The following is a 21,398-nucleotide window of genomic DNA, read 5'->3' as shown; positions in this document are numbered from 1 at the left end:
GAGAGGTTTAACCTTTCTCAAACTTCCGAACCTCTTCAAGCGACTTTGTGTACCGCCATCGAACAGGTGCGCCGAGACCTTCGGAGGCTTGGTTTAGTAGCGAGAATGTTCCTGTAGGTCGCGAGTACAGCCCCTCAATGACATCGCCGCTCTCGAACTCAAATGCGACTGGGGTGAGTATCCCCTCGGGATGGGTTCGCAGATCGTCAGGGTCATACATGCGCCATTCGTCCTGAATCTTCATGCCAGCCAGTCTAGCTGGTGGCGCTCCTCTTGACGGCAATAACTTTCTAACCCCGGCTATTTAGCCGGACAGGGGTATGCGTCTAGCAATGCGAGGTAAGCGCCAAGCTTTTGCTCTTCATCAAAGAGTTTGGGGTGCGTCCCCATGTACAAAACATATACGCGGGCCAAGGTCGCGCTCGTATGCGCGGGAAGACAGACGCGAGAAGTAGCCTTGTCCATAAACGATACCAGTCCATCGAGATAGCCCATGCAGTAGTTCGCATTCGAAAGTTCGACCGTTTCAACCGGCTCGGTTGTGTCCATCACATGAATGAAGGATTTACAGTCTCGAACAAGGGCGGAACCCCGGCCAAAATCTTGAGTTGCCTGACTGGAAGGGAGGTACATAGACAAGGCGAGTAGAGGGGCGAGCATGGCGGAATGGTACACCAATGTCCAGCGCACCTTCTTTATTGAGCCCGTTCGACCCTTCGAACCCGGCGTTCAGTGTCTTCTATCAAATCCGCCATCGCTAATAGGGCATTGCTGATGTTCCAGAGGGCAAGAGTCTCCGGCCTTTGTATTCCTTCTAAGAGGCGAAGGTTCTCTTGTAGACACATCCGTGCGTTATCTAAGTCAGGCATGTCCGCCATCCTCTCAGCCAAATTTGCGCTTGGCAAGAGAATTATTTATCGCATGAAACTTAGGCGTATCGTTCGAATGCAGCGAATTTTGATTTCGCGTCGCTGGTGATTGTTCTCGATGTCGGGCCCTATTTCTGCTGTAGAGAGGATTTACATGGGTTTCGACCATACGCACTACGTTCCAATCCTTAAGGGTAAACAGGGCGAACTGAACGCCCTCCTAAATACTGACCCGAAGTTGTTCCCTTTCTTTACGCCGTTGATTGAGGTTCCGCCGATACCCTCTGAGTATCCGGAGGGCCAAGATACTCCTACACCTGCCAAGTCCATAGACGATCATATTAAACTTGTTGCGAAAGGCTTCACAAAAGCGCTCAAGGGTCTGCCATCGGTCTTCGTTGACGGCTACTACATAGAACTTGAGGAAGAATTAGCCGATGGCAAGTCGCCAATTGACGCTCTGTTTGAAGCGCTCAGGACCGCGAAGATCCCTTTCATTCCTACGATCGGCCTGGATAGAGTTGAAGACTATGCCGACTCCGTTGGAGTCGCTGTAGCGATAGATAAGCGAGGTGTTTGCCTCCGGCTCGTCGAATCAGATATTGAGAGTTTTACCGAGCTTGGAGCACAAGTTGCCAGTTTGCTGAAAGTGCTGAAGGTCTCACCGAAGCAGGTTGACCTCTTAATAGATTTCGGGCCAAAGGTTCCGCAGAAGTCAGCACTACCGTTCATGCTGGATGCTCTCCCAGATATTGAGAATTGGCGAACGTTGACAGTCGCATCGTCGTCTTTCCCTTCAAGCATGATGGCCCTAAAAAAGAACAGCATTGAGGAGTTGGACAGGGATGAGTGGCTTGCGTGGCTATCTGTTCGATCCAAGAAGAAAGCGACGAAGCGAATTCCAACGTTTGGCGACTACTCAATAAATCACCCGATTCTCAGCGAGATCAATCCGAGAATCATGCAAATGAGTCCCAATATCAGGTACACCGATGACCTCATCTACGTTGTCGCAAAAGGACAGGCGCAACCTAGAAAGAAGAAGAAGCCAACCCCTGAAGATGAATTGGCTCGGGCCCAATTGGCACCTTCGGTGCAGTACCCCAAGCTAGCCGCGGCGATCAAGAAACATCCCGGCTGGAAGAAGGCAAAGTTCAGTTGGGGGGACATGTTTATCGACAAATGTTCCCGTAAGGAGTGCGTCGGAAATTCAACGGACTGGAGATCTGTTGGGACGTGTCATCACATCGCCGCAGTCGTGCAGCAGATCGCCAATCTCCTCTAGCACGCAACGCCTCCCTGGCGTAGGTCGACAGTCGGTCAACGGGCACCTCAAGCGCAAGACGAGCGGTGAGGTGCTCCATTGACTTCGACCGTACTCCATTGTCTAGGCCAAGCCGCGTAAGCAGTTCAAGCGCTTCTGAGCGCCACAGGAGTGCGGCGATTGATTCGGGGTGCGGTTTCGGATTTGGTTTTGACTCACGAATCCTCTCAAGTATGAGTGGACCATCCGGAGAGGATACGACCTCAACAATTCCCCACCATCTTGGGATTATCTTTCGTGCAGCTTTGAGATGGCGGTCACCGCTTACAAGGGTTGCCTTCTCAAAAATGGCACCATATGCGCTGACCTGTTGCGGTAGTCGCTCCAACGTATCGCGGTCACTCTTGATTTCGTACCCATGGGAAATGCCATTGAGCGCGGCAACGTCAGCGCGATTAGCTCCGCCATAGATTGAGAACTCCTCGATAACGAGCGTGTCGGAGGAATCATTGTGTTCCTGATGAATAAAAGGAAGCAACAGTCCACGTATCTGAGCATCGTTTGTCGCTTGCATTGGCACGCAACTCCGCATATGATTTGAGTGCCGACCCAAACCCAGTAGTGAACCCGCGATCCCCATCGCGGGTTTCATCGTTTAGGCTAGTATATCCGAACAGTCGAATGCTCGCGAATATCGTGGGTGCCCCTTTGTTTACCAGTTGTAGTGGTGCTTTAGCCACATACCAAAAACAACAAGAGCAAATCCTGACGCCCCCGCAACTATCGCCCAAATACCTTTTGCAACAGAGGTCGCTATCGGTTTGATAGTGTCTAGGGTGGCGTTGAGGGAGGCAATATCCGTGGCGACTCGATCCAGTTTTGCTTCAACACTGGCGAGCCTTTTCTCGACGTTCTCTAGCCCCATTTCGAGTTTGGCAACTTGTCCATGGATATTGAATACAGCTTGCGTGTGAAAACTATGGTCTTGTGTGCCGAGTTGATGGAGAGGCGCGCCCTTAGGGGGTTCCGGTGCAGAGGATATAGTCGGTTCGGCTGCTGGCTTAGGTGATCGTGGCGTCAAATGGCACCTCGGTCTTCGCTAAAATCCATTCCCAAACCGACTTCGGACCATGCCCCCAATAGTTTTCAACGCGTACGAGAATTCCACTCCCCACTTCTGTCGTGCCAATGCCCAACTTGTCCGACAGTTCCTTTGTGGTCACCGAACTAGGCGTGATGATCAGCCATTCACCGGGACCTACCTTGAGTGAGAGTCCGGGGGATAGACTCTCGAGCTTCTGCGCAACGGCGTCAACCTTCTCTACGGCCAAGAGTGCGAAAAGTGTGTTTGTAGTAGCCATTCGAAACAATACTACCTCCATTGAGCGTCAAAAGTGCAACGAAGTGCCGCGTCAAAAGACGATTGACGAGTGTGGAACACGTCACTAATTGTTCATCTCTTGGCGGTTTAGTGTGGACTTAGCCCGAAACAATTGTCAGTCTCGCTGTAGACTTTCCCCATGGAATCGAAGCCGGCAAAATCCGAAGAGTTCGACAAGTTCACCAGCCTTGTGGACAGCGTTCTGTCAGTCCCGAAGGCTGATGTCGAGCGGATCAAGAGCGAGCCGTGGACGGAAAAACAGAAAGACCGCCTGCTGGGCTATTTCAAGCAGGACATCGAAGCTGATGAGCGCCGCAAGTCATAGATCGTCCCCGATAAGACCGCGTAGAGCGCAACGCATGTACTCACGTACGTTTCGAACGTTGTTCGGAATCTTGTCTGGATGCTGGTCTTGGATGTAGTCGGCGAACGAGTCGACATCGCGGGTTCGCTGGCGCTGCCAGAGGACGCGAAGCCAATGTCGCTTTGAGTCACGCAATAAGCCACACGTCACAATCTCCGCAGGCGGAACGCGCTGCCCGCGCCCCTGTCTGCGACCGCTAAAACTTTCCTGCTGCCTGAGCGTCCTTGCCAGTAAGGGCGGCGTAGGTGAGGCGACGGCCTACGACCTGTTGAGTCATTCGGGAGAGCCGCTGTGCGTCCGTAACCTTCACACGATTGTTGAAGCGGAACATTTGTTCGTCCAAATAGCGGTCTAGATGGAACGGCTCGACACAGACGTATGTGCCGCGAAGATTGCGCTTGAGCAGCGACCAGAAACTTTCTAGAGAGTTCGTTGTGACGTTGCCTTTGACGTAGCTGACGGCGTGATTGACAGTCTCGTGGACGAACTTGTCTTTGAGGCTCTTGTACGCCACTGCCTCATCGGTGTGCAGTGTCGAGCCCCACTCGATCTTTTCCAGTATCTCTTTCTGGAGCGTGTCGCGGCGGACGTTCGGGACGACCTTTGCGCGTATCTGGCGCGTGTCCACGTCGTAGAGACCTTGCACTGCGATCTTGTGACCATAGGTGTTGTTGTAGACCTGGACGCGCTTGGAACGGGATTCTTTGAGGTTCTTCTCTCGGCGCGACTCATGCCAGTTCTTCGGGTCGCCGCCGATCACCGTCTCATCGGTCTGCACAATCTTGCCGACGCCGCCCAACTTCGGAGCATCGCCTGTGATCTTCATGGCTTCGCGGACGCGATGGAGCATGAACCATGCCGACTTCTGCGTAACGGCGATCGAGCGCGAGATTTCGTAGCTGGAAACCCCGTTGCGGCAGTTCGCAATCATCCACATCGTCATGAGCCACTTATCGAGACCGATAGGCGAGTCTTCCATGATGGTTCCCACCTTCACGGAGAACTGGCATTTAGCGTGCCGGGTCTTGCATTGCCACACGCGGCGCTTGGCCAAATACTTCACATTGTCAGAGCCGCACGTCGGACACTTGACGATGCCATCGGGCCAGCGACGCTCCACCATGTAGGCGATGCAGTTGTCCATGTTCGAGAAGTGAATGATGGCTTCTTGCAGTGTCTTTGGTTCTTGCGTGATGGTCATGGCAGGCCTCTTGACTGTCTCTAAAATACAGCGACCGCTCGCTGTTTGTCAAGAGGATTAATGCATGATCTGATCGACTTTAGGCCGCAGCTCCCTGATGCGGGAGCTGCGGCCTACGGCGCTCGAATATTCTGCATAGCTCTTCTCCTAACTGTTTGAAGGATAGAGCTTTAGCGTGAGTGAGCGTCTATAGGTGGGTCGATAGGAGGATGGGTGGGAAAATCGTGGGTGGAATGGGTGGAGCGTAGGTGGAAGAGGGGGTGGAAATGCTCCACCTATTTCCACCCTTTAGGACGTGGACGCGCTTTGTATTCACTCGGAGACTTTCCGCTTTCGAGCAGAGCGCGAAATGCTTGGTCTGGGGTCGATCCGTCTTTCAGCGTGTCCGCGCCGCGCAGCCAACGTTTCCATTCGCTGTAATGCTGCCCAGCGGCCCAACAAACATCCAGCTTTATAACGCCGGGATGGGCGGCTAGATAAGCATTCGCCAGCTCGGTACGGCTTAGCAGCGGAGTTGATTTGGCAGGTTGTCTCACAACGCCGGGAGGGGATGCCGTTACCGCTCTTTGGGGCTGTCCCGGCGCTGTTCCACGCTCGTACTGGTCACACAGTTCGGCCAGCGTCGTCCGCAACTCGTCTTCGACCTGCTGTGTGGTCAGTCCGTGATAGCCCAGGATCAGGGCACCATGAAGCCCCATTAGGCTCTCAAGGGGATTTGTTCCGCTGCTCTCCAATTTTTCGAGGTTCTTCATCACACGCGCTGTCGTGCGTTCAGCGAGACTCGAAAGCCAATCGGCGTAACGCGCGTCGTTTCGAAAATGCTCATACTGGTCTGCCTCGGTCTTAAACAACGTGCTGGCATACCAGTGAATTTCCTGCCGTAGGTGCTCAGGAGATTGCGGCGGAACTGGAGTATCGGCTGGGTAATAACTTTTGACGCGCATGGCCGTGATCTGGGGCCAATGCCGCTCGTCCACTTTGTGGAGGAGCATGTCTATCTGCTCGCGCGTTATTGGGTGCAACGGTGGGCGGTCGCTCATTGAGGGAGCAACCAGTGTACCTATTCGGCGTTCTTACGCGGTCTTCCGCCTGCATTGGTCTTGCGGCGGGCCGCGAGCTCACGGAAGTAGTCGGAGCCCCTCTTAGCCGTCACAGCGCCGCCCTTGCTGCCCAGCATCACGGCAGCGGGCGTCTTCTCTTGGGTTAGGAGAACCCCAAGCGCATCCATCGCCAGCAAGAGATCGCTCTGCGCCTGCGCGGTGTCTCCGGCGGCGAGGGCTTTGTCCACCTTGGCGAGGTGCTTTTGGATGGTTTTCAGGCTCATGGAGAGACCCTAAACCCCAACACAAAGAAAAGCAAGCGCTCGCTGTATTGTTTCGGGAATGACTGAAGATCTGGCTAGCTTTCACAGGTTGCTACGCGTTTACCTGTGGTCATGCCGACTCTAATGTCCTCGAACGGGCCCAACGGAAGAACGCGACGCTGTGACGCAAATTGCTACAACTCCCGCAACCTCAGCAGTGTGAAGTGTCGCTGTATCTGTGGGCGGAAAAACCACGGAGTCGGCCTCAGCCAAGCCAGGCTAAACTCTCGACTTCTCCACGGTGACATCCACTGGCGCGAGGACCACCGAGGCATCATCTTCAACGAGTTACAGATGGACCTGTTATTGGGCGATTCGGCGACCGGAAATCATACCCCTTAATAGGAACGCGTAGTGCCCTTAACGAACTTTCTTTGCAGTCCACGCTGAGACTCGGCGGCTCCGAAAGGGTTTGATGAGCCAAGTGAGTTATTACCTCCGAAAGGGCAATAAATACGTTGGCTAACCCAAGTCAGAGGAATCTTCCTCCTCTTCTGAATCATTTGCGGCAATATCCTGATCTGGTGTGCGAGACTCATCCACGAGAAAGACAAGATTTTGAGTAACAAATAGAGCTTTCTGAAAAGTCCTAAGAAAAGCCATACCGATCAGGATGTCATTAGCTGTAGGCTCAAGAATCACCACGCCAACCTTTTTCTCTTCCCCTACTGTTGCCATTCCCTTCGCCGTCAACTTCATGGATGTGCTGCCGTCGGCAAGTTCTACCGACGTGGTGCCATAAAGCATGAGGCCTAGGGGGAGAGCGCGGAGTAAGGGCATACAGATAAAGCCGGTGAACCCGGTGTCCAATATGGCATCGAATTCAACGGCTTTAGCGAATGGTCCGCTGATCTGTATTTTGAGGGCTGGTGAGCCAGATTTATCGAAAAATCCAGTCCACGTTAGAGCTTTGGGTGTAGCTGACACGGAACGCTCCTGCATGTCCAACTTGAATCAGATGGAAGACTCCAGAAGGGGCAGTAGCGTAAGCCGTATCCAATGCACTCTCGGGCGTGTCCGCGATGTACGGATCACCCGTCAGAACATTGATGGCAACAAACTTGCCAGCGTGTTCTATCTCAAAAGCACTCTTGTACTGCTCACGGTAGATTTTCTCTCCGAGTTCAGCGGCAGCCTTTGGATTCGAGATTGGACTTTGGGTCACGATATTCCTCGTAGGGGTTTTCCCCACCACTCTAGTATAGATGCTCTCCGACGGCAACACCGACCGAGTTTTTATTTTGAAAAGAGTAGACTTGCCAATATGGAAGACTCTAAGCGAGTATCGGCAACCCCGCATGAGAAGTTTACGGAGGCTTTGGCTTCCGTCCTCTCCGCCTCTCCAGAACAAATCCGGGATATGAAGATTCAAGCCAAGGCTGAAAAGCCTTCGCCTCATACGCGGTACACTTACGACCCCGCAGAGGCTGAATCCTAGACCCCTTTGGGCTGCATCTTGCCCGTCAGTTCCATCCACGTTAGACGCTTACCGCCAACCTGTGAGAGAGCCTTCTGGAAGCGCGTACCGTCGTTATAGCCGATGCGGTTATTGAACCGGAATACCTGCTCATCAAGGTAGCGATCAAGGTGGAACGGCTCGACTGCTACATACGTTCCCTTGAGGTTGCGCTTGGTGAGGCTCCAGAAGTTCTCAAGGCTATTCGTGTGGACGGAACCATTCACATACTGGATAGAGTGGTTCACCGTCTGGTGGACGTACTTGTCGCGAAGCGTGGTGTACGCAACTGCCTGATCGGTATAGATGTCCGAACCGTATTCAATGGTTCCCAGGATTTCCTTCTGTAGAGTCTCCTTGCGGACGTTCGGTACGACCTTCGCACGAATCTCGCGGCTCTCACGATCTAGCATCCCGAGGATGGCTGTTTGGTGTGTGAAGGCGTTCTGATAGGTGCGGACACGCGCCGGGCGAACCGATGCGTGATGCTTCTCACGCTTGCTATGGTGCCAGTTCTTCGGCTGGCTACCAACGAATGTCTCATCAATCTCTACGCCTTCTTTGCCGGCCAACTTGCCAGCGTCCGCAACCTTGAGAACCAAGCGGAGACGCGAGAGAACGAACCATGCGGACTTCTGAGCGATGCCAGTAGCACGGGCAATCTCATAGCTGCTTACACCGTTGCGGCAGTTGACGAGCATCCAGAGAGCAATCAGCCACACTTCCAGAGACAGTGGGGAATCTTCAAAGGGAGTGTTTACCTTGACGCTGAATTGCTTGCGGCATGAGTAGCACTTCCAACGCTTCTGAGCAGCCAACCAGTAGTGCTTGCGCTCGCCTTCGGTCGTCTCGCACTTCGGGCAAACAGGCTTGCCGCCAACCCACTTCATAGCTGCCACCGCGTCAATGCAGGTCTGTTCGTCGGAGTAGTAGCGGATGGCTTCGGTGAGGGTTGTCGGTGTCGATGAAAGCATTAGCGTTCTCCTGCAAGCATTTTTAGAATAATGCTTGCGTAATCTAATTGCAAGCATTATTATCAAATTCGAGGTGCAAGCATGAGCGAAGAAGCGAAAGGTTCTGCGGGCGGTTTGGCTCGCGCCGAGGTACTCAGTCCTGCGAAGCGTACGGAGATTGCGAAGAGGGCTGCATCCGCTCGATGGGGAAACGCAGACCTTCCGCAAGCAGTAAACGAAGGCACATTGAAGATCGGCGATTTGGAGATTCCGTGTGCCGTGCTTGATGGTGAGCGCCGCGTCGTCAACGAATCGAACTTTATGTCCGCTCTCGGGATGTACCGTTCGGGTGCCTTGTCAGTCCGTCGCAAGGAGGCGGAAAATGGCGGTGCACATATTCCTCTTTTTCTTGCCCATAAGAACCTTAAGCCATACATAGAGAGACACTTAGGCTCTGTGCACTACAAGCCAGAACGCTACAAGACTTTGACAGGCGGAACGGCCATTGCCATCACGGGTGAACTGATTCCAAAGATTTGCGAAATCTGGATGGATGCAGCGCGGGACGGCGTATTAGGCAAGCGGCAGCTAATCACGGCAGCGAAGGCGGAGATAATGCTTCGTTCGCTCGCCCACATCGGCATCGTCGCTCTGATTGACGAAGCCACCGGATATCAAGCTGTACGCCCACAGAACGCTCTTCAAGCCTATCTTGAGAAAATCGTTGCGAAGGAATTGGCGGCATGGGCTAAGAAGTTCCCGGATGAGTTTTACGAGAACATCTACAAGCTGAAAAACTGGCCTTGGCCTGGCATGAAAAAGAACCGATACAGCGTGGTGGCCTATTACACGCGCGATCTCGTCTACCAGCGCATAGCACCGAGCCTCCTAGAAGAATTAGAGAAGAAGTCTCCCAAAGATGACAAGGGCAACCGCAAGAACAAACTTCACCAATGGCTAACGGAAGATATCGGCGACCCGCTGCTAGCGCAGCATATGCACTCGCTCATCATGTTTCAGCGGTTGGCAATTGCAAGCGGCTTCGGGTGGAATCGTTTCGTCAAAATGGTTGACCAAGTTATGCCGAAGCGCGGTAATACCCTTGAGCTTCCGTTTCCAGATGGAAATAGCTTTGTACCCGCGTTGCCGGAAAATTAGGATCCCAATACTAAGGCCACCTGCGCTAACAGGTGGCCGGAAAGGACAGCGAACAAATGATCCCAAAGCCTAGCCGCCCCGGTTCACGTCGCGTAACCGTCACAGTACAGCCAGACGGTACGGTCGTGATCGTTATCCCTAAATAGAGTCTAAACCTTAGTGTCAACCTAAAGCCGCTCAGACCATCGGGCGGCTTTCTTGCGGTAGCATGGCTGGCATGGCACTAATACTTTGGTATCAGCTTCGCCCTGTGGTTTTCCTAGCAGCCATTCTGATACTGATTTATTGGCGAGTACGATATGTCAAGAATCGCAAAAAGTAGCTGGGTTAGTCAGCGTATTTATTGCCTCCGAAAGTCCTCACCTAAACTATTTATTTTGAGTACTTTGAGCCTTAATTAGGGGGGGGGGGTAGGGCTATACCGTCAGCCCTTGAACTCCTCTTCCACCGCCTCCAGAACAGCCTCTGAAGGCATCGGCTTCCGCGCAAAGTAATACAAGCTCGTCCCCAGCATCGCAAAACAAAGCACGCTCACCCAATCCTTGTAGAAAGGATTGGTCTCCTTGAACGCAGGAAACGTCAGGTTCAGCGCCTGCGTCGCAACGCCAATCAGTCCCATGATTCCGCCCGAAGCAATCAGCCCCGAAGCGAACAGACTTCCTGAAGACACCTCGCTCTCGGCCTCCGTCTTCGGCCCATCGCCCGCGCGCTGCGCAGCCTGCTCCACAAACCACCGAATCAGACCACCGCAGAAGATCGCCAGCGTCGTACCGATCGACAGATACGCTCCAACCGCAAACGTCAGCGACCGAACGCCCAGCAACTCAATCCCGATCACCAACGCAACACCCAGCAGCACAAGTCCCCACGGAAGCTTGCGGCTCAGGATTCCATTGATCACCGTAGCCATCAAGCGTCCCTGCGGAGCCGCAGCCTTCTCGCTCCCAATGCCTTGCGTCCACTGAATATCGATCGTTCCCGTCGCCGGATTGTAGAGATACTTTCCGTCCTCCAGCACCGGCGATCCGATCGCGTTCAGCAGCACATACTTCTTCGCGTCCGTCACTTCGCCCACAACGGAAAGCTCGGCCGCTCCATTCACCTTCGACTTCAGCTTGAACTCATCGCGCTTGAACTGCCCCTGGTTCTGCACCCCTTCAGGCAGCGCTGCCAGCGAGATCGCTCGCGGCGTTGGCAGCTTCTGGAAGTTCTCAAGCCCCTTGTTCATCGCGTTCAGCGTCGTTCCAATCGCAACCGTCGAGATCACCACGCCGAACATCACCGCGACCTGCTGCTTCCACGGCGTCGCGCCCACCAAATAACCCGTCTTCAAATCCTGAGCCGTATCGCCCGCGTTCGAAGCCGCAATACAAACAATGCCGCCAATCGTGATTGCCAGCGCGCCAAACGCAGGCGCTGTCCAGCCCTTCACGAGGAAGATCGCCGCGGTCGCCATCAGCGTGGCAATCGTCATCCCGCTCACCGGGCTCGCGCTCGATCCAACGATGCCCACAATGCGCGCACTCACCGTCACAAACAGGAACCCGAACACCAGCACCAGGATCGAAGCCGCGATGTTCGCCAGCCAGCCAACCTGCGCTCCCGGAACCGGCTTGAACTCCAGAAACAAGAACATCAGCACGATCAGCAGCACGCTTCCACCAGCAACAACGCTCATCGGCAGGTCATGCTCGATACGCGACAGCTTCTCGTCCACGCTCGCCTTCGCCTTACCCATCTTGGCAAAGCCGGAGGTCAGCGCCCCGATGATCGTCGGTGCCGTTCGCAGCAACGTAATCAGTCCGCTTGCGGCCACCGCCCCCGCGCCCATCGGTCGCACATACGTCCGCCACAGGTCACTCGGGCTCATCTGGCTGATTGGCACCGTTCCTGGATACAGCGGTCCCGTCAGATGCTTGCCGAAGAACACGATCGCAGGCATCAGTACCAGCCAGCTGAACACGCCGCCAGCCAGCATCACCGCAGCCACACGAATCCCGATAATGTAACCAACGCCCATGTACTCAGGCGTGACATCCGCGCGGATCGCCGCACCCTTCAGAATCTGCTGCCCGTTGGGATCGAAGTTCGGCTGATAGTTCGGCGTCGCCGGAAACAGCTTCGTAAGGTTCTCGTTCTGAAACAGCGTGTAAAGTCCGCCGATGCCAAGCCCAAGGAACACGCGGCTCGCAAACGATCCACCCTGTTCTCCCGCCTTCAGCACCTCGGCGCAGGCAGTTCCCTCGGGATAGATCAGCGTCTCATGCTCTTCCACAATCAGCTGCCGTCGCAGCGGAATCATGAACAGCACGCCAAGCCAGCCGCCAAACAGCGCCAGCGCAAAGATGCGGAAACCCTCGAGATCGAAGCCCAGAAACACCAGCGCAGGCAGAGTGAAGATCACACCCGAAGCAATCGACTGCCCTGCATTACCCGCAGTCTGCACGATGTTATTTTCGAGGATCGTGGACCGCCCGAAGACCCGCAGGATCGAGATCGACAGCACCGAAATTGGGATGCTCGCCGCGACCGTTAGTCCAGCGCGAAGGCCTACGTAAACCGTCACCGCCCCAAACAGCACGCCGAAGACTGCACCTAAAGCCAGCGCTCGGAACGACAGCTCCTTTGGGCTCTGGTCAGCAGGAACAAAGGGGCGAAAGGTCGTCTGTGATGCCATCAGGAGTCTCTCCGATACGCGAGGTCGCAAGGTGCGTTTCGTCGGAGTGTATCAGTCTGAGGGTCTGGTTTGCTGCGTTTGGCCCGCTGCGCTCATCAGTACTCTTGAGCCAGATCAGGCTATGCGCATCGTGCGACCATGACGCGTCACAATCGCCAGCCTTTCGCTGGCAAGGATGCGCTTGGCCTGTCCGCGAGCATGGTTCGACCACGGTCCCGTCGGATCGAGCTGCGTGTAGCTCGTCCAATGGCGCAACGCCTTGCGCGGCTCCTTCAGCCGCTCATACGCCAGCGCCAGGTTGTAGTGCGCATCGGCATACTGCGGAACCAGCTTAAGCGCGCGCTCGTAGGCGACGATCGCCTCGTCCAGTCGCTGCTGCTCATCCAGCACGTTGCCCAGGTCGAAGAACGCCAGCGCATACTCGGGATCGGACTCCGTTGCGCGGCGATACATCGCCTCCGCACCGGCAAAGTCCCGCTCGTTATAGCGGATAGTGCCAAGGTTGATCGCCGCAGCCGCGTGACCGGGATGCAGTTCGAGCAGGGTTTCGTAGATCTCTTTGGCTTCCGCCAGACGATTGGGAACTTCTTCCAGCCTCACCGCGCGAAGGAACATCTCCTGCGACTCGCCGGACACCTGCTGGTTCGAGTCCTGACCGCGGCGACGCACCACAGCCAGTCCGGTCGACGCCGTAAGCTCAAAGTCGAAGGCCATCTGCCGCGTAACCGGATCGACCAGCGCGCCGTACTGACGCCACGCAACGCGCGAACCGTGACGCACCGCGACCGATTCCAGCAGCGGGTTCGTCATGCCGGAGACCTTTTGCATGGCATCGACCGAACGAACGATGCTTTTGACCGAAATCCGGGTCGCCACCAGATCACGCAGCTTTCTCAGCTGAACGAGTTCGTCGAAGGAGTACTCCTCCGATATGGCTATGAGTCCTGCCTTCTCCCAGGCAACGAGCTGGCGAACTGGCAGATGTAGGATGCGCAACACATCTTCACGGCAGTAACGGCTCATGGCACTTCATCTCTCGGGCTGGTCTCGTCGGGCTGGACCTGGCGGTTCAGAGCTAGCAGTTGCGTCAGCAGCTGATCTCTAGCTGCGAGTATGCGTGGCAAACGCACACCGTTCAAGGCCATAAACTGTGAATATCAAGTTTTCAGTGGATATCCTGAACCAAAATCGGTTCAAGTTACACAATTGGTCTGTACTCCATGCGATTCATAGTGTTGCGGGTGTGGATAAAGCTTGCAGAAGGCTTCTCTACCCTTCGGTCTTCCACAGGCTGATACCTATCAACGCCGCCCAACAGGAGCTGCATTCTACGGCTTTTCCGGCCACGAGTGACGCGGATACCGCCGCATCAGTTCGCGGCGCACCTGCGGGTACAACCGCTCCCAGAAGCCAGCCAGATCGGTCGTCATCTGCACCGCGCGATAGTTCGGGGCCAGCAAATGCACGACGAGCGGTGTACGTTCCGGACCGATGCGCGGCGCATCCTGCATCCCGAAGAAGTCCTGCAGACGCGACGCAATCCACGGAGGTCGACCTTGCTCGTAATGAACCTTCGTCGACTTCCCGTTCGGCAGCTTCACGCTGGCAGGCGCGAGCTCCGCGAGACGGCGCGCGTCGGTCTGCTGCTCCAGCAGAGGAAGAAACATCTTCGCCGCCTCGCGAAAGTCGTTGAAACTGTGGCAACCGACACAGAGCTCGCGTACCGTCCGTTCCACGCTGGCATCACCAAGTCCGGCAAAAGCCAGTCGCGTGCGAAGCTGCTCAAACTCCTCCGCATCGACGAAACGATCGACGCCGACCTCCAGCACCTTGCGCGCCAGCAGTTCAGCCGCCTCGGACGCGGGGGCATTGCCGCGAGACTCCTCCAGCACCAGCTTGTCATATCGAAGCGAGCGCACCTGTTCGACACGCTCGGTCGCCAGGTTCCACTCCAGCGTCGAACTCTCCTCGATCCGATTAGGAAACAGCTCCAACAACCACTCCGGCTCTACGCGCGCGGTAAGGCGAATGAGTGGCAGAGGGCTCTCCTTGCGATCTTCCGCATCGATCGCCAGCAAAAACTCGTAGGCAGGTGGTTGTCCCATCAGTTCCGCAGAGACGCCAGAGGACAACAGGATTAGATTGCCTGCACGACGGCGCGCTACGCGGTCAGGAAAGCCTGCAAGCAGCGAGAGAAGTAATTCATCGTCATTCGGAGCAGTCTGTTTTGGAGCGCGCGCCATACGGACGAGCTGACTGGTGTGCTCGCGCAGCTGAGAATCGGGCAACAGATCGAGCGTAGCCAGCAGATCGTTCTTCTCGCTGCGCTGGCCGAGACTGAGCATCGCGGCGACCCTGCATCCATCGTGGCCGACGCCGCGATCGACAGCCTCAACGACGACGCGAGCAAGCCGCGGATGCAAAGGCAACTGCACCAGTCGCTGCACCATCGCGCCGGTCGCTCCGATGCGGTCGAGCAGCGACTCAGCAACTTGGACAGCCTCCTGCGACGGAGCATCCAGCCAGTCGAGGTCATCGAGGTGCGCGATTTTCATCGCTCGCAGGCTAAGCAAAAGCTGCGAGAGATCGGCGCGCTGAATCTCGGGGAGATCGTGCGAGGCTCGCAGGGAAAAGTCCTCCTCCGAGTACAGCCGAAGCACCTGTCCTGGCGCTGTCCGCGCAGCACGCCCAGCACGTTGCGTCGCAGAAGCCTTGCTGACGCGACCTATCACCAGCGTCGGCAGACCTGTCCAGGGTGAAAACGTCGACTGCCGCGCGAGACCACTATCGATCACCGTCGTTACGCCATCCACCGTCACCGAGCTCTCCGCGACGTTGGTTGCAAGAATCAGCTTGCGCTGCGCCGAGGGCAGCACAGCAAGATCCTGCTCCGCTGGCGACAGGTCTCCATGTAGTGGAAGCACCACGAAGCCAGTTTGTCGCGCAATCGCTTCGCACTCGCGTGCGGCACGGCGAATTTCCGCAATACCGGGCAGAAATGTGAGGATGTTGCCGGACAGCTGCTCCCCCTGCAGCAACCGTATAGCGTTGCTGACCTGCGCATGCAGCGGCGCGGACGAATACGGCAGATGCCGCACAGTGAGAGGAAAGATGCGCCCCTCCGAACGCAGAATCGGACAGTCGCCTAGATAGCGAGCGATAGGCGCAGCATCGAGCGTAGCCGACATCACGATGATCCGCAGCTCAGGTCGCGATCGCTGCAGACGCTTCAGCAAAGCCAGCGCCAGATCGCCTTCTATATGCCGCTCATGGAACTCGTCGAGGATGACCGCCTCGATGCCCTTAAGCATCGGATCACTCAACAATCTGCGCGTAAGAATGCCTTCCGTGACAAAGCGCAGCCGTGTGCGTGGCCCGGTCTTATCTTCAAAGCGAACCTGATAGCCGACAATGCCACCAACCTCTTCGCCTATCTCCGCAGCGACTCTGCGTGCCGACATCCTCGCAGCAATGCGACGCGGCTCTAGCACTACAACCTCGCCATGTACGAGACGAAGCACCGCAGGCGGAACCCGCGTGGTCTTGCCCGCACCAGGTGGCGCTTCAATCACGAGGTTCGGTGTCCGCCCGAGAGCTGCGAGTACCTCAGGCAGAATTGCATCGACCGGTAGCGCAGAAAGAGATGTGGACTTCGTGCTCACGGAGAAGATTCAACACCATCGCTTCCAGAAATTAGAGCAGGACGATGCGATTCCCTCCCCTGTTGCTGATTCTAGAGCAAACGAATTCAGCTCAGTCCGAAGACTGAGCTGAATGACAGTTGCTATCAGATCCGATTAGTGAACAAGCGTGTCGTCCTCGTGGGTTCCATGGCTGTCAGGCGGTACAGGAGCAAACGATGTCCAGCGGGAAGCATACTTCGCGTTCGGATCAATCGGAGCCTTCGCCGTCCAAGGCAGCGCTTCGATGCCGTTGAGATCATAGACGATCTTGCCATCCTTGACCGTCAACTCATCCACCAGCTTTTCAGAACCGTTTACACGCAGATTCTGCATGTCGGTAAACCCGAAGTGCCCCTTCTCGACACGCAACACCGCAATATCCGCGACCGATCCTTCCGAGAGATTGCCGAGATCGTCGCGCTTGACCTCATGCGCGGGATGCGATGTGATCTCCGCGATGGCATCCTTCAACGGAACGCCAATCGCCATCATCTTGCTTGTCACGTTCAGCAGGTCCTTCGTAGCGCTGTTCATGCTGGTCACGTGAAGATCAGTCGAGATCGAATCAGGAAGGAAACCATCCTTCACCATCGGCACCGCCAGCGACCACTTGAAGCTGCCGCCACCTGTGCCTACATCGAAGAAGATCCCGCGCTTGCGACCTTCGATGAAAGCCTTACTCGGTCCCAGCGTCACAGGGTCCTGCTCCTGTCGCAGGCCGGAGTACATATGCGTGTAGATGTCGCCTGGGCGAAGCTTCTTCGTCAGCAGATCGTACAACGGACGTGTCGGGCGATCGACACCAAAGTCCACCATCACCGGAATGTTCGCCTGGGTGCCTGCAATGACTGCCTGCTCAACAGGCGTCCACTCAGGCCCGGCAAAGTGTGCCGTCTTGATGCCCACAACGAGACCCGGATACTTCAATGCCATCTTCGCCGTTGCTGCACCATCCATATCGGCAGTGTTCTGTTCATACTTATCGCCGCGCATACCGGAGCCTACGATGTTCAACATCGCGAGTACGCGCGTCTTCGAGCGATCGATGATCCGCTGCTTGAAGTCTTCGAAGTTCTTCCAGCCCGAGCAGCCAGCATCCACCACAGTCGTGACGCCGTTGCGGAAGGTAAAGCCATCGGGCGGAACACTGAGGTCCCCCGCATATGAGCCGCGCTCACCCGTTCCGTTGTAGACGTGTACGTGAAGATCGATGAGCCCGGGAGTGACATACAGTCCGGTCACGTCGATCGTCTTCAATGCATCCTTTGGGTCGATATGGGATGCGACCTTGGCAATCTTTCCGTCTTTTGTGGCGACGTCCATCACTCCATCGACATGGTTCTTGTCATCCAGCACATGACCGCCGTGGAGCAGCAGGTCATACACAGGCAGACCGGACTGAGCAAGAGCCAGCGATGCGGGGCTCAGAAAGCAGATTGCGCATAGGAGGAGTTTGGCCGGAGAAGACTGCTTCATTTGAAATCCTTTACTGATTGGGTAGAGCAAGAGGTGAGAAGAAAAGTAAGCTTTGGCAGCTCCAATAGACCTACCGAAGCAGGGGCTAACTACGCGTGGCACTCCAGGTCGCACCGCCGTACTCACCCATCGTCACGGTCCCTGAAACGACGTTGCCATCGACCTTACCCTTGAACGTCCACGGGATTGAGTTGCCGGGCACTTCCATATTGCTGTGCAGTTCAACGGTGTCAGCATGCACCACACCACTCAGCTTGGCATGATAGATTTCGCCAGTCTGCGTGCCCGTAACGCTGTTCCCGCTCTGCTCCAGAAGGAAGGTCTGCTCACCAATGCCGCGTGGATACTGGATCTTCACAGACCATGCTCCGTTCACCGCGACAGCAGTTCCAGTAGGCACGACGGGATTTTCATAGTGACCGGGCTTCGTGAGTCCCTCATAGATTGCATCCGCAATGATGCGGTCTTCGCCCGCGTCCATCATGTACGGCATGATGATCACAGAGCTCGCCATCGCATCCGGACGATGGCCAACGCCAGCGTCGATCAAAATGCGCGGTGAGCCTGCGTCGAGACGAGCGACCAGTTCCGTGCCGGTAATCTTCAGAACATTCGCGTCCCACTTGATCCGGAGCCGCGGAGCCTTATTCGAAAGGTCCTCTGGCTCAAGATACTCGAAGCTGGTGGAAGGCAGAGGCTTGATGCGAGCTTCGATGTTCTGCAGCCACAAACGCCATTCGCGTTGTTCCGCTGCGTGATCACGCTTGTACCACTGCTCCACGGCAGCCAGCAAACCCATGGCTTCTTCCTTGCTGCACTTGAAGGCACGACCATAACAGTGGTGCGGCGCGGCCTGATAGTACGCTGCCTTGCAGAGGTCCTTCTGACCAATCAGCATGCCAGAAGACTGCGGTCCACGCATACACTTGCCGCCCGAGTATCCAACAAGCGTCGCGCCGGCCGCTAGGTGGATGTTCGGGTTGAGCGGCTCTTCCGCAGCCGCATCCACAAACACGGGAATACCCTTCTCCTTCGCGATGGCACACAGGTTACGAATACTCATCGGTCCCTTTTCCGTCGCCGGGCTGGACATGATGTAGACCATCGCCGTGCGCGCAGAGATCTTCGCTCGAAACTCTTCCGCTGAATCTACCTCAACAATCTCTGCGCCGACCATGCGAGCGCCGACATCGTAGGGATTACGTGAATGCTTTGGAATAATGACCTGATCGCGCCCCTTGATATACGGCAGCGCCTGGCAGCGCTCGATATCGGTACCCGCAATACATGCGATCGTAGCGAGACAGATCGCAGCCTCACAGCCTGTCGTCGCAATGCCCCACTCTGCTCCCGTCAGTTTGCCGAGCTGCGCGCCAATGCCGTCCATCATCTCGTCGAGCTGCACGAAGTAGTTGGAAGCCTCGAACATTGCCTGCTTCACCTGCGGCAGTGAGCGCGAGCCGCTGATGATCGTATATGTGCCACGTCCATTGATAAGCGGACGTACACCGATGCGTGTGAAGAGATTGTCCTTCTCCGTGCCTTCCCTTACCGGCATCTTCTGCTCTGCATCTGAGGGTGCGCCAGAAGCATTTGCTGCAAACGGAGAGACGGCAGAGACGGCGCTTGCGGCGGAGAGGATCCCAGACTTCTTGAGAACCTCTCGCCGGGACCACGGGGTGCTAGTAAACAGAGACATGAAGATCGCCTTCCTGACGGATGTTGCGTGGATGAAGTCTCGAAGATTAGAGGTGAGCGATAAGGTCGATCTCGACCAGCGAATCCCCAGGGATGCCGCCAGCAGGAGCAACCGTGGTGCGCACAGGCGGGATGTCGCCCCACTTGCCTGTCGCGTACACGCTGTTCATCGCGGCATAGTCCTTGAGGTCGTTGAGGTAGACGTTGACCTTCAAGACCTTGTCCATGGAGGAGCCAGCGTTAATGAGATTCTTCTCCAGTTCATCGAGAACATGCTTCGTATGCTCTTCGATCGTGCCTTTGAAATGCGCTCCAACGCCCGCGAGAAAGAGCAGGTTGCCGAATGAAACCGCGCTCGAGAACAGCGGCGCCTTCGTCGGCGTCGTCGGAATCTTGTCAGCCTGCGTCTTCGGCGGATAGTTCTTCTTCTGCGGAGCCACGGTTGTCTGTGCCGCTGCGCCTTGCGAGAGGACAGCACCGCCCGTGACGGCGACAGCGGCCTTTGCCGCGCTCTTCAGTAGACCTCTTCTCGATTGCTTTTCCATGGGACGACTCCTTCGTGGGGTTAGTTAGAGCTTGGGATGCAGCAGAGCCGCGCGCACCTGGCGAGCGACAATCTCCGCCTCGCCGGGCTGCAGCATCCAGGTGCCGATAACGATTGTGTTTTCTGTGGAGAGCGATCCAAAGCGACCGGAAGTTCCTGTCGCAGGATTCAACTCGATCGACGGTCGTTGTTGCTTGAGACGTTCCATCACCTGCTTTGGACTCACACCAACAACCACTGGATCGTAAGTCAACATCAGATGGGGAACGCGGTTGGCAATCTCCGGAACATGCACCGTCGCCTTCATCGTAGGAACATCCTTCACCTGGGCCTTGATGATATCCACGCGACGCATGTACTCCGCTTCATTCGCTTCGTCGCTCTGCTCCAGCAGCCAGTCGATCGCTGCAACCATGCCTACGATCTGTTCCTTGGCGACCTTCATGCCGCGCCCCACGGCATCGCTGTTGGGGTTGTTGTTTGCGACAGCCAGATCCGTAAGCTGCTTTTTGCCCAGCAGCAGACCCGCATTCTGCGGCCCGCGAATTCCCTTACCTCCAGAGAAGCAGACCAGGTCATAGCCCATGCCCGTGTACTTCCACAAATTCTCGATTGGCGGCATGTCGGCCGCTGCGTCGATGTGGCACGGCACACCGTGCTGATGCGCAATGTCCAGCCAGGTCTGGCGATCAATCTCTCCACCTTCAGCGGAGTTGAAGAAGTTCGTCATCACCGTCTTCGGACCGAAGGCACGCTTATAGTCTTCGAGAGTCACAACCTCCACGATCCGCACACCGCAGATCAGCATCGCATGGTCGTACTCATAGCGGTGAGCCTTCTGCACGATCACCTCATGCTTCAGGCCGGCAACGTCCTCGGGGATCTGGTTCGGCTCCAGGCCATTTGCCGCTTGGATGCACGCCGCCGTTGCCAACGTAAGTGCAGCGGAGGCTCCCGATGTAACCACGGCACCCTCACAACGAAGCTTCTTCGCGATGTACTCACCCGAAGCCCTTTGCAGATCTTTCAGGCGCACCGGATGCAGAGCCGCCTGAGCGACTGCGCGCTGAACTTGCGGCGGCATCAACGCCGCAGTCAGATAGGTATACGTACCAGCTGCATTGATGATCTTCTCGACGCCCAGCTTGGCATAATAGTCATCGCCCGCGGCAATAGAAGGCACTGTCGCAGCAGCAGTCTCGATACCGATTGCAGGTAGCACGCCCAGCAGCCCCAGAGCGGACTGTGACCAGCGAAGGAAGTTTCTGCGAGTGACTCTGCTTTGATTCAAGATCCTGCTCCTTCGCATAT

22 protein-coding genes are annotated in these 21,398 nt (G+C 56.1%); 4 read left to right on the top strand and 18 right to left on the bottom strand.

Going from position 1 to position 21,398, the window contains the following annotated elements; translation table 11 throughout:
- Positions 1–7 precede the first annotated feature (7 nt).
- Both OHL14_RS12615 and OHL14_RS12610 read right to left on the bottom strand, forming a co-directional pair.
- On the bottom strand, positions 8–244 hold the full coding sequence (locus tag OHL14_RS12615) for a hypothetical protein (protein ID WP_263379712.1): 237 nt from the start codon (positions 242–244) through the stop codon (positions 8–10).
- Positions 245–300: 56 nt separating this feature from the next.
- Positions 301–660, bottom strand: coding sequence for a Rap1a/Tai family immunity protein (locus OHL14_RS12610; RefSeq protein ID WP_263379711.1), 360 nt, complete (start codon positions 658–660; stop codon positions 301–303).
- Between the two features lie 327 nt (positions 661–987).
- On the opposite strand from OHL14_RS12610, the gene OHL14_RS12605 reads away from it, so the two are divergent.
- Positions 988–2,154, top strand: coding sequence for a beta family protein (locus OHL14_RS12605; protein ID WP_263379710.1), 1,167 nt, complete (start codon positions 988–990; stop codon positions 2,152–2,154).
- Here OHL14_RS12605 and OHL14_RS20245 read toward each other — a convergent pair.
- The 3 genes from OHL14_RS20245 to OHL14_RS12595 form a co-directional block, all read right to left on the bottom strand.
- On the bottom strand, positions 2,042–2,707 hold the full coding sequence (locus OHL14_RS20245) for a sce7726 family protein (protein ID WP_396271356.1): 666 nt from the start codon (positions 2,705–2,707) through the stop codon (positions 2,042–2,044). The two genes, OHL14_RS12605 and OHL14_RS20245, sit on opposite strands and share 113 nt — an antisense overlap.
- Before the next feature lie 138 nt (positions 2,708–2,845).
- Positions 2,846–3,214 (bottom strand): hypothetical protein, encoded by a 369-nt coding sequence (locus OHL14_RS12600; protein WP_263379709.1) that lies wholly within the window; start codon positions 3,212–3,214, stop codon positions 2,846–2,848.
- Entirely contained in the window at positions 3,195–3,464 is a 270-nt protein-coding gene (locus tag OHL14_RS12595; RefSeq protein ID WP_263379708.1) for a hypothetical protein, read from the bottom strand. The genes OHL14_RS12600 and OHL14_RS12595 overlap by 20 nt, the downstream gene beginning before the upstream one ends.
- Before the next feature lie 189 nt (positions 3,465–3,653).
- Here OHL14_RS12595 and OHL14_RS12590 point away from each other — a divergent pair, with 189 nt between their 5' ends.
- Positions 3,654–3,839 carry a hypothetical protein gene (locus OHL14_RS12590; protein WP_263379706.1) on the top strand — a complete coding sequence of 62 codons (186 nt, stop codon included), beginning with the start codon at positions 3,654–3,656 and terminating at the stop codon, positions 3,837–3,839.
- A gap of 235 nt (positions 3,840–4,074) precedes the next feature.
- Here the strand turns inward: OHL14_RS12590 and OHL14_RS12585 are convergent, their stop codons facing one another.
- From OHL14_RS12585 to OHL14_RS12565, 5 genes are all read right to left on the bottom strand, one after another.
- Complete coding sequence (locus tag OHL14_RS12585) at positions 4,075–5,079, bottom strand: IS1595 family transposase (protein ID WP_263379705.1); 1,005 nt, start codon at positions 5,077–5,079, stop codon at positions 4,075–4,077.
- A 275-nt stretch (positions 5,080–5,354) separates the two neighbouring features.
- Positions 5,355–6,119, bottom strand: a complete 765-nt coding sequence (locus OHL14_RS12580; protein ID WP_263379704.1) for a hypothetical protein — start codon at positions 6,117–6,119, stop codon at positions 5,355–5,357.
- A 20-nt stretch (positions 6,120–6,139) separates the two neighbouring features.
- A complete protein-coding gene (locus OHL14_RS12575) occupies positions 6,140–6,403 on the bottom strand; it encodes a hypothetical protein (protein WP_263379703.1) in 264 nt (87 codons plus the stop codon).
- A gap of 501 nt (positions 6,404–6,904) precedes the next feature.
- Positions 6,905–7,369 (bottom strand): pepsin/retropepsin-like aspartic protease family protein, encoded by a 465-nt coding sequence (locus OHL14_RS12570; protein ID WP_263379702.1) that lies wholly within the window; start codon positions 7,367–7,369, stop codon positions 6,905–6,907.
- Positions 7,323–7,607 (bottom strand): hypothetical protein, encoded by a 285-nt coding sequence (locus tag OHL14_RS12565; protein WP_263379701.1) that lies wholly within the window; start codon positions 7,605–7,607, stop codon positions 7,323–7,325. The genes OHL14_RS12570 and OHL14_RS12565 overlap by 47 nt, the downstream gene beginning before the upstream one ends.
- A gap of 99 nt (positions 7,608–7,706) precedes the next feature.
- On the opposite strand from OHL14_RS12565, the gene OHL14_RS12560 reads away from it, so the two are divergent.
- Complete coding sequence (locus OHL14_RS12560; RefSeq protein ID WP_263379700.1) at positions 7,707–7,880, top strand: hypothetical protein; 174 nt, start codon at positions 7,707–7,709, stop codon at positions 7,878–7,880.
- Here OHL14_RS12560 and OHL14_RS12555 read toward each other — a convergent pair.
- Positions 7,877–8,872, bottom strand: a complete 996-nt coding sequence (locus OHL14_RS12555; protein WP_263379699.1) for an IS1595 family transposase — start codon at positions 8,870–8,872, stop codon at positions 7,877–7,879. The genes OHL14_RS12560 and OHL14_RS12555 overlap by 4 nt on opposite strands.
- 81 nt (positions 8,873–8,953) lie before the next feature.
- Here OHL14_RS12555 and OHL14_RS12550 point away from each other — a divergent pair, with 81 nt between their 5' ends.
- Entirely contained in the window at positions 8,954–10,009 is a 1,056-nt protein-coding gene (locus tag OHL14_RS12550) for a P63C domain-containing protein (protein ID WP_263379698.1), read from the top strand.
- Between the two features lie 424 nt (positions 10,010–10,433).
- On the opposite strand, the gene OHL14_RS12545 is transcribed toward OHL14_RS12550, so the two are convergent.
- The 7 genes from OHL14_RS12545 to OHL14_RS12515 form a co-directional block, all read right to left on the bottom strand.
- Positions 10,434–12,686, bottom strand: coding sequence for an OPT family oligopeptide transporter (locus tag OHL14_RS12545; RefSeq protein ID WP_263379697.1), 2,253 nt, complete (start codon positions 12,684–12,686; stop codon positions 10,434–10,436).
- A 114-nt stretch (positions 12,687–12,800) separates the two neighbouring features.
- A complete protein-coding gene (locus OHL14_RS12540; protein WP_263379696.1) occupies positions 12,801–13,709 on the bottom strand; it encodes a tetratricopeptide repeat protein in 909 nt (302 codons plus the stop codon).
- 305 nt (positions 13,710–14,014) lie between these two features.
- Positions 14,015–16,348 (bottom strand): ATP-dependent helicase HrpB, encoded by a 2,334-nt coding sequence (gene hrpB / locus OHL14_RS12535; protein WP_263379695.1) that lies wholly within the window; start codon positions 16,346–16,348, stop codon positions 14,015–14,017.
- Between the two features lie 135 nt (positions 16,349–16,483).
- Positions 16,484–17,845: an amidohydrolase/deacetylase family metallohydrolase gene (locus tag OHL14_RS12530; protein WP_263379694.1), complete on the bottom strand. Its 1,362-nt coding sequence runs from the start codon at positions 17,843–17,845 to the stop codon at positions 16,484–16,486.
- 85 nt (positions 17,846–17,930) lie between these two features.
- On the bottom strand, positions 17,931–19,544 hold the full coding sequence (locus OHL14_RS12525) for a PLP-dependent transferase (protein ID WP_263379693.1): 1,614 nt from the start codon (positions 19,542–19,544) through the stop codon (positions 17,931–17,933).
- 46 nt (positions 19,545–19,590) lie between these two features.
- On the bottom strand, positions 19,591–20,088 hold the full coding sequence (locus OHL14_RS12520; RefSeq protein ID WP_263379692.1) for a RidA family protein: 498 nt from the start codon (positions 20,086–20,088) through the stop codon (positions 19,591–19,593).
- 24 nt (positions 20,089–20,112) lie between these two features.
- Entirely contained in the window at positions 20,113–21,396 is a 1,284-nt protein-coding gene (locus OHL14_RS12515) for an aminotransferase class V-fold PLP-dependent enzyme (RefSeq protein ID WP_263379691.1), read from the bottom strand.
- Positions 21,397–21,398 lie beyond the last annotated feature (2 nt).

The sequence above is a fragment of the Granulicella paludicola genome (assembly GCF_025685545.1).
Taxonomy (GTDB): Bacteria; Acidobacteriota; Terriglobia; order Terriglobales; family Acidobacteriaceae; genus Granulicella; species Granulicella paludicola.
This window is presented reverse-complemented; position numbering and strand designations above follow the sequence as displayed.

What these genes read in the sequence shown, in the direction of transcription:
- OHL14_RS12615 (WP_263379712.1), bottom strand. Translation starts at nt 244, where the DNA reads ATGAAGATTCAGGACGAATGGCGCATGTATGACCCTGACGATCTGCGA.
- OHL14_RS12610 (WP_263379711.1), bottom strand. Translation starts at nt 660, where the DNA reads ATGCTCGCCCCTCTACTCGCCTTGTCTATGTACCTCCCTTCCAGTCAG.
- OHL14_RS12605 (WP_263379710.1), top strand. Translation starts at nt 988, where the DNA reads ATGTCGGGCCCTATTTCTGCTGTAGAGAGGATTTACATGGGTTTCGAC.
- OHL14_RS20245 (WP_396271356.1), bottom strand. Translation starts at nt 2,707, where the DNA reads ATGCAAGCGACAAACGATGCTCAGATACGTGGACTGTTGCTTCCTTTT.
- OHL14_RS12590 (WP_263379706.1), top strand. Translation starts at nt 3,654, where the DNA reads ATGGAATCGAAGCCGGCAAAATCCGAAGAGTTCGACAAGTTCACCAGC.
- OHL14_RS12585 (WP_263379705.1), bottom strand. Translation starts at nt 5,079, where the DNA reads ATGACCATCACGCAAGAACCAAAGACACTGCAAGAAGCCATCATTCAC.
- OHL14_RS12580 (WP_263379704.1), bottom strand. Translation starts at nt 6,119, where the DNA reads ATGAGCGACCGCCCACCGTTGCACCCAATAACGCGCGAGCAGATAGAC.
- OHL14_RS12575 (WP_263379703.1), bottom strand. Translation starts at nt 6,403, where the DNA reads ATGAGCCTGAAAACCATCCAAAAGCACCTCGCCAAGGTGGACAAAGCC.
- OHL14_RS12560 (WP_263379700.1), top strand. Translation starts at nt 7,707, where the DNA reads ATGGAAGACTCTAAGCGAGTATCGGCAACCCCGCATGAGAAGTTTACG.
- OHL14_RS12555 (WP_263379699.1), bottom strand. Translation starts at nt 8,872, where the DNA reads ATGCTTTCATCGACACCGACAACCCTCACCGAAGCCATCCGCTACTAC.
- OHL14_RS12550 (WP_263379698.1), top strand. Translation starts at nt 8,954, where the DNA reads ATGAGCGAAGAAGCGAAAGGTTCTGCGGGCGGTTTGGCTCGCGCCGAG.
- OHL14_RS12545 (WP_263379697.1), bottom strand. Translation starts at nt 12,686, where the DNA reads ATGGCATCACAGACGACCTTTCGCCCCTTTGTTCCTGCTGACCAGAGC.
- OHL14_RS12540 (WP_263379696.1), bottom strand. Translation starts at nt 13,709, where the DNA reads ATGAGCCGTTACTGCCGTGAAGATGTGTTGCGCATCCTACATCTGCCA.
- OHL14_RS12530 (WP_263379694.1), bottom strand. Translation starts at nt 17,845, where the DNA reads ATGAAGCAGTCTTCTCCGGCCAAACTCCTCCTATGCGCAATCTGCTTT.
- OHL14_RS12525 (WP_263379693.1), bottom strand. Translation starts at nt 19,544, where the DNA reads ATGTCTCTGTTTACTAGCACCCCGTGGTCCCGGCGAGAGGTTCTCAAG.
- OHL14_RS12520 (WP_263379692.1), bottom strand. Translation starts at nt 20,088, where the DNA reads ATGGAAAAGCAATCGAGAAGAGGTCTACTGAAGAGCGCGGCAAAGGCC.
- OHL14_RS12515 (WP_263379691.1), bottom strand. Translation starts at nt 21,396, where the DNA reads ATGCGAAGGAGCAGGATCTTGAATCAAAGCAGAGTCACTCGCAGAAAC.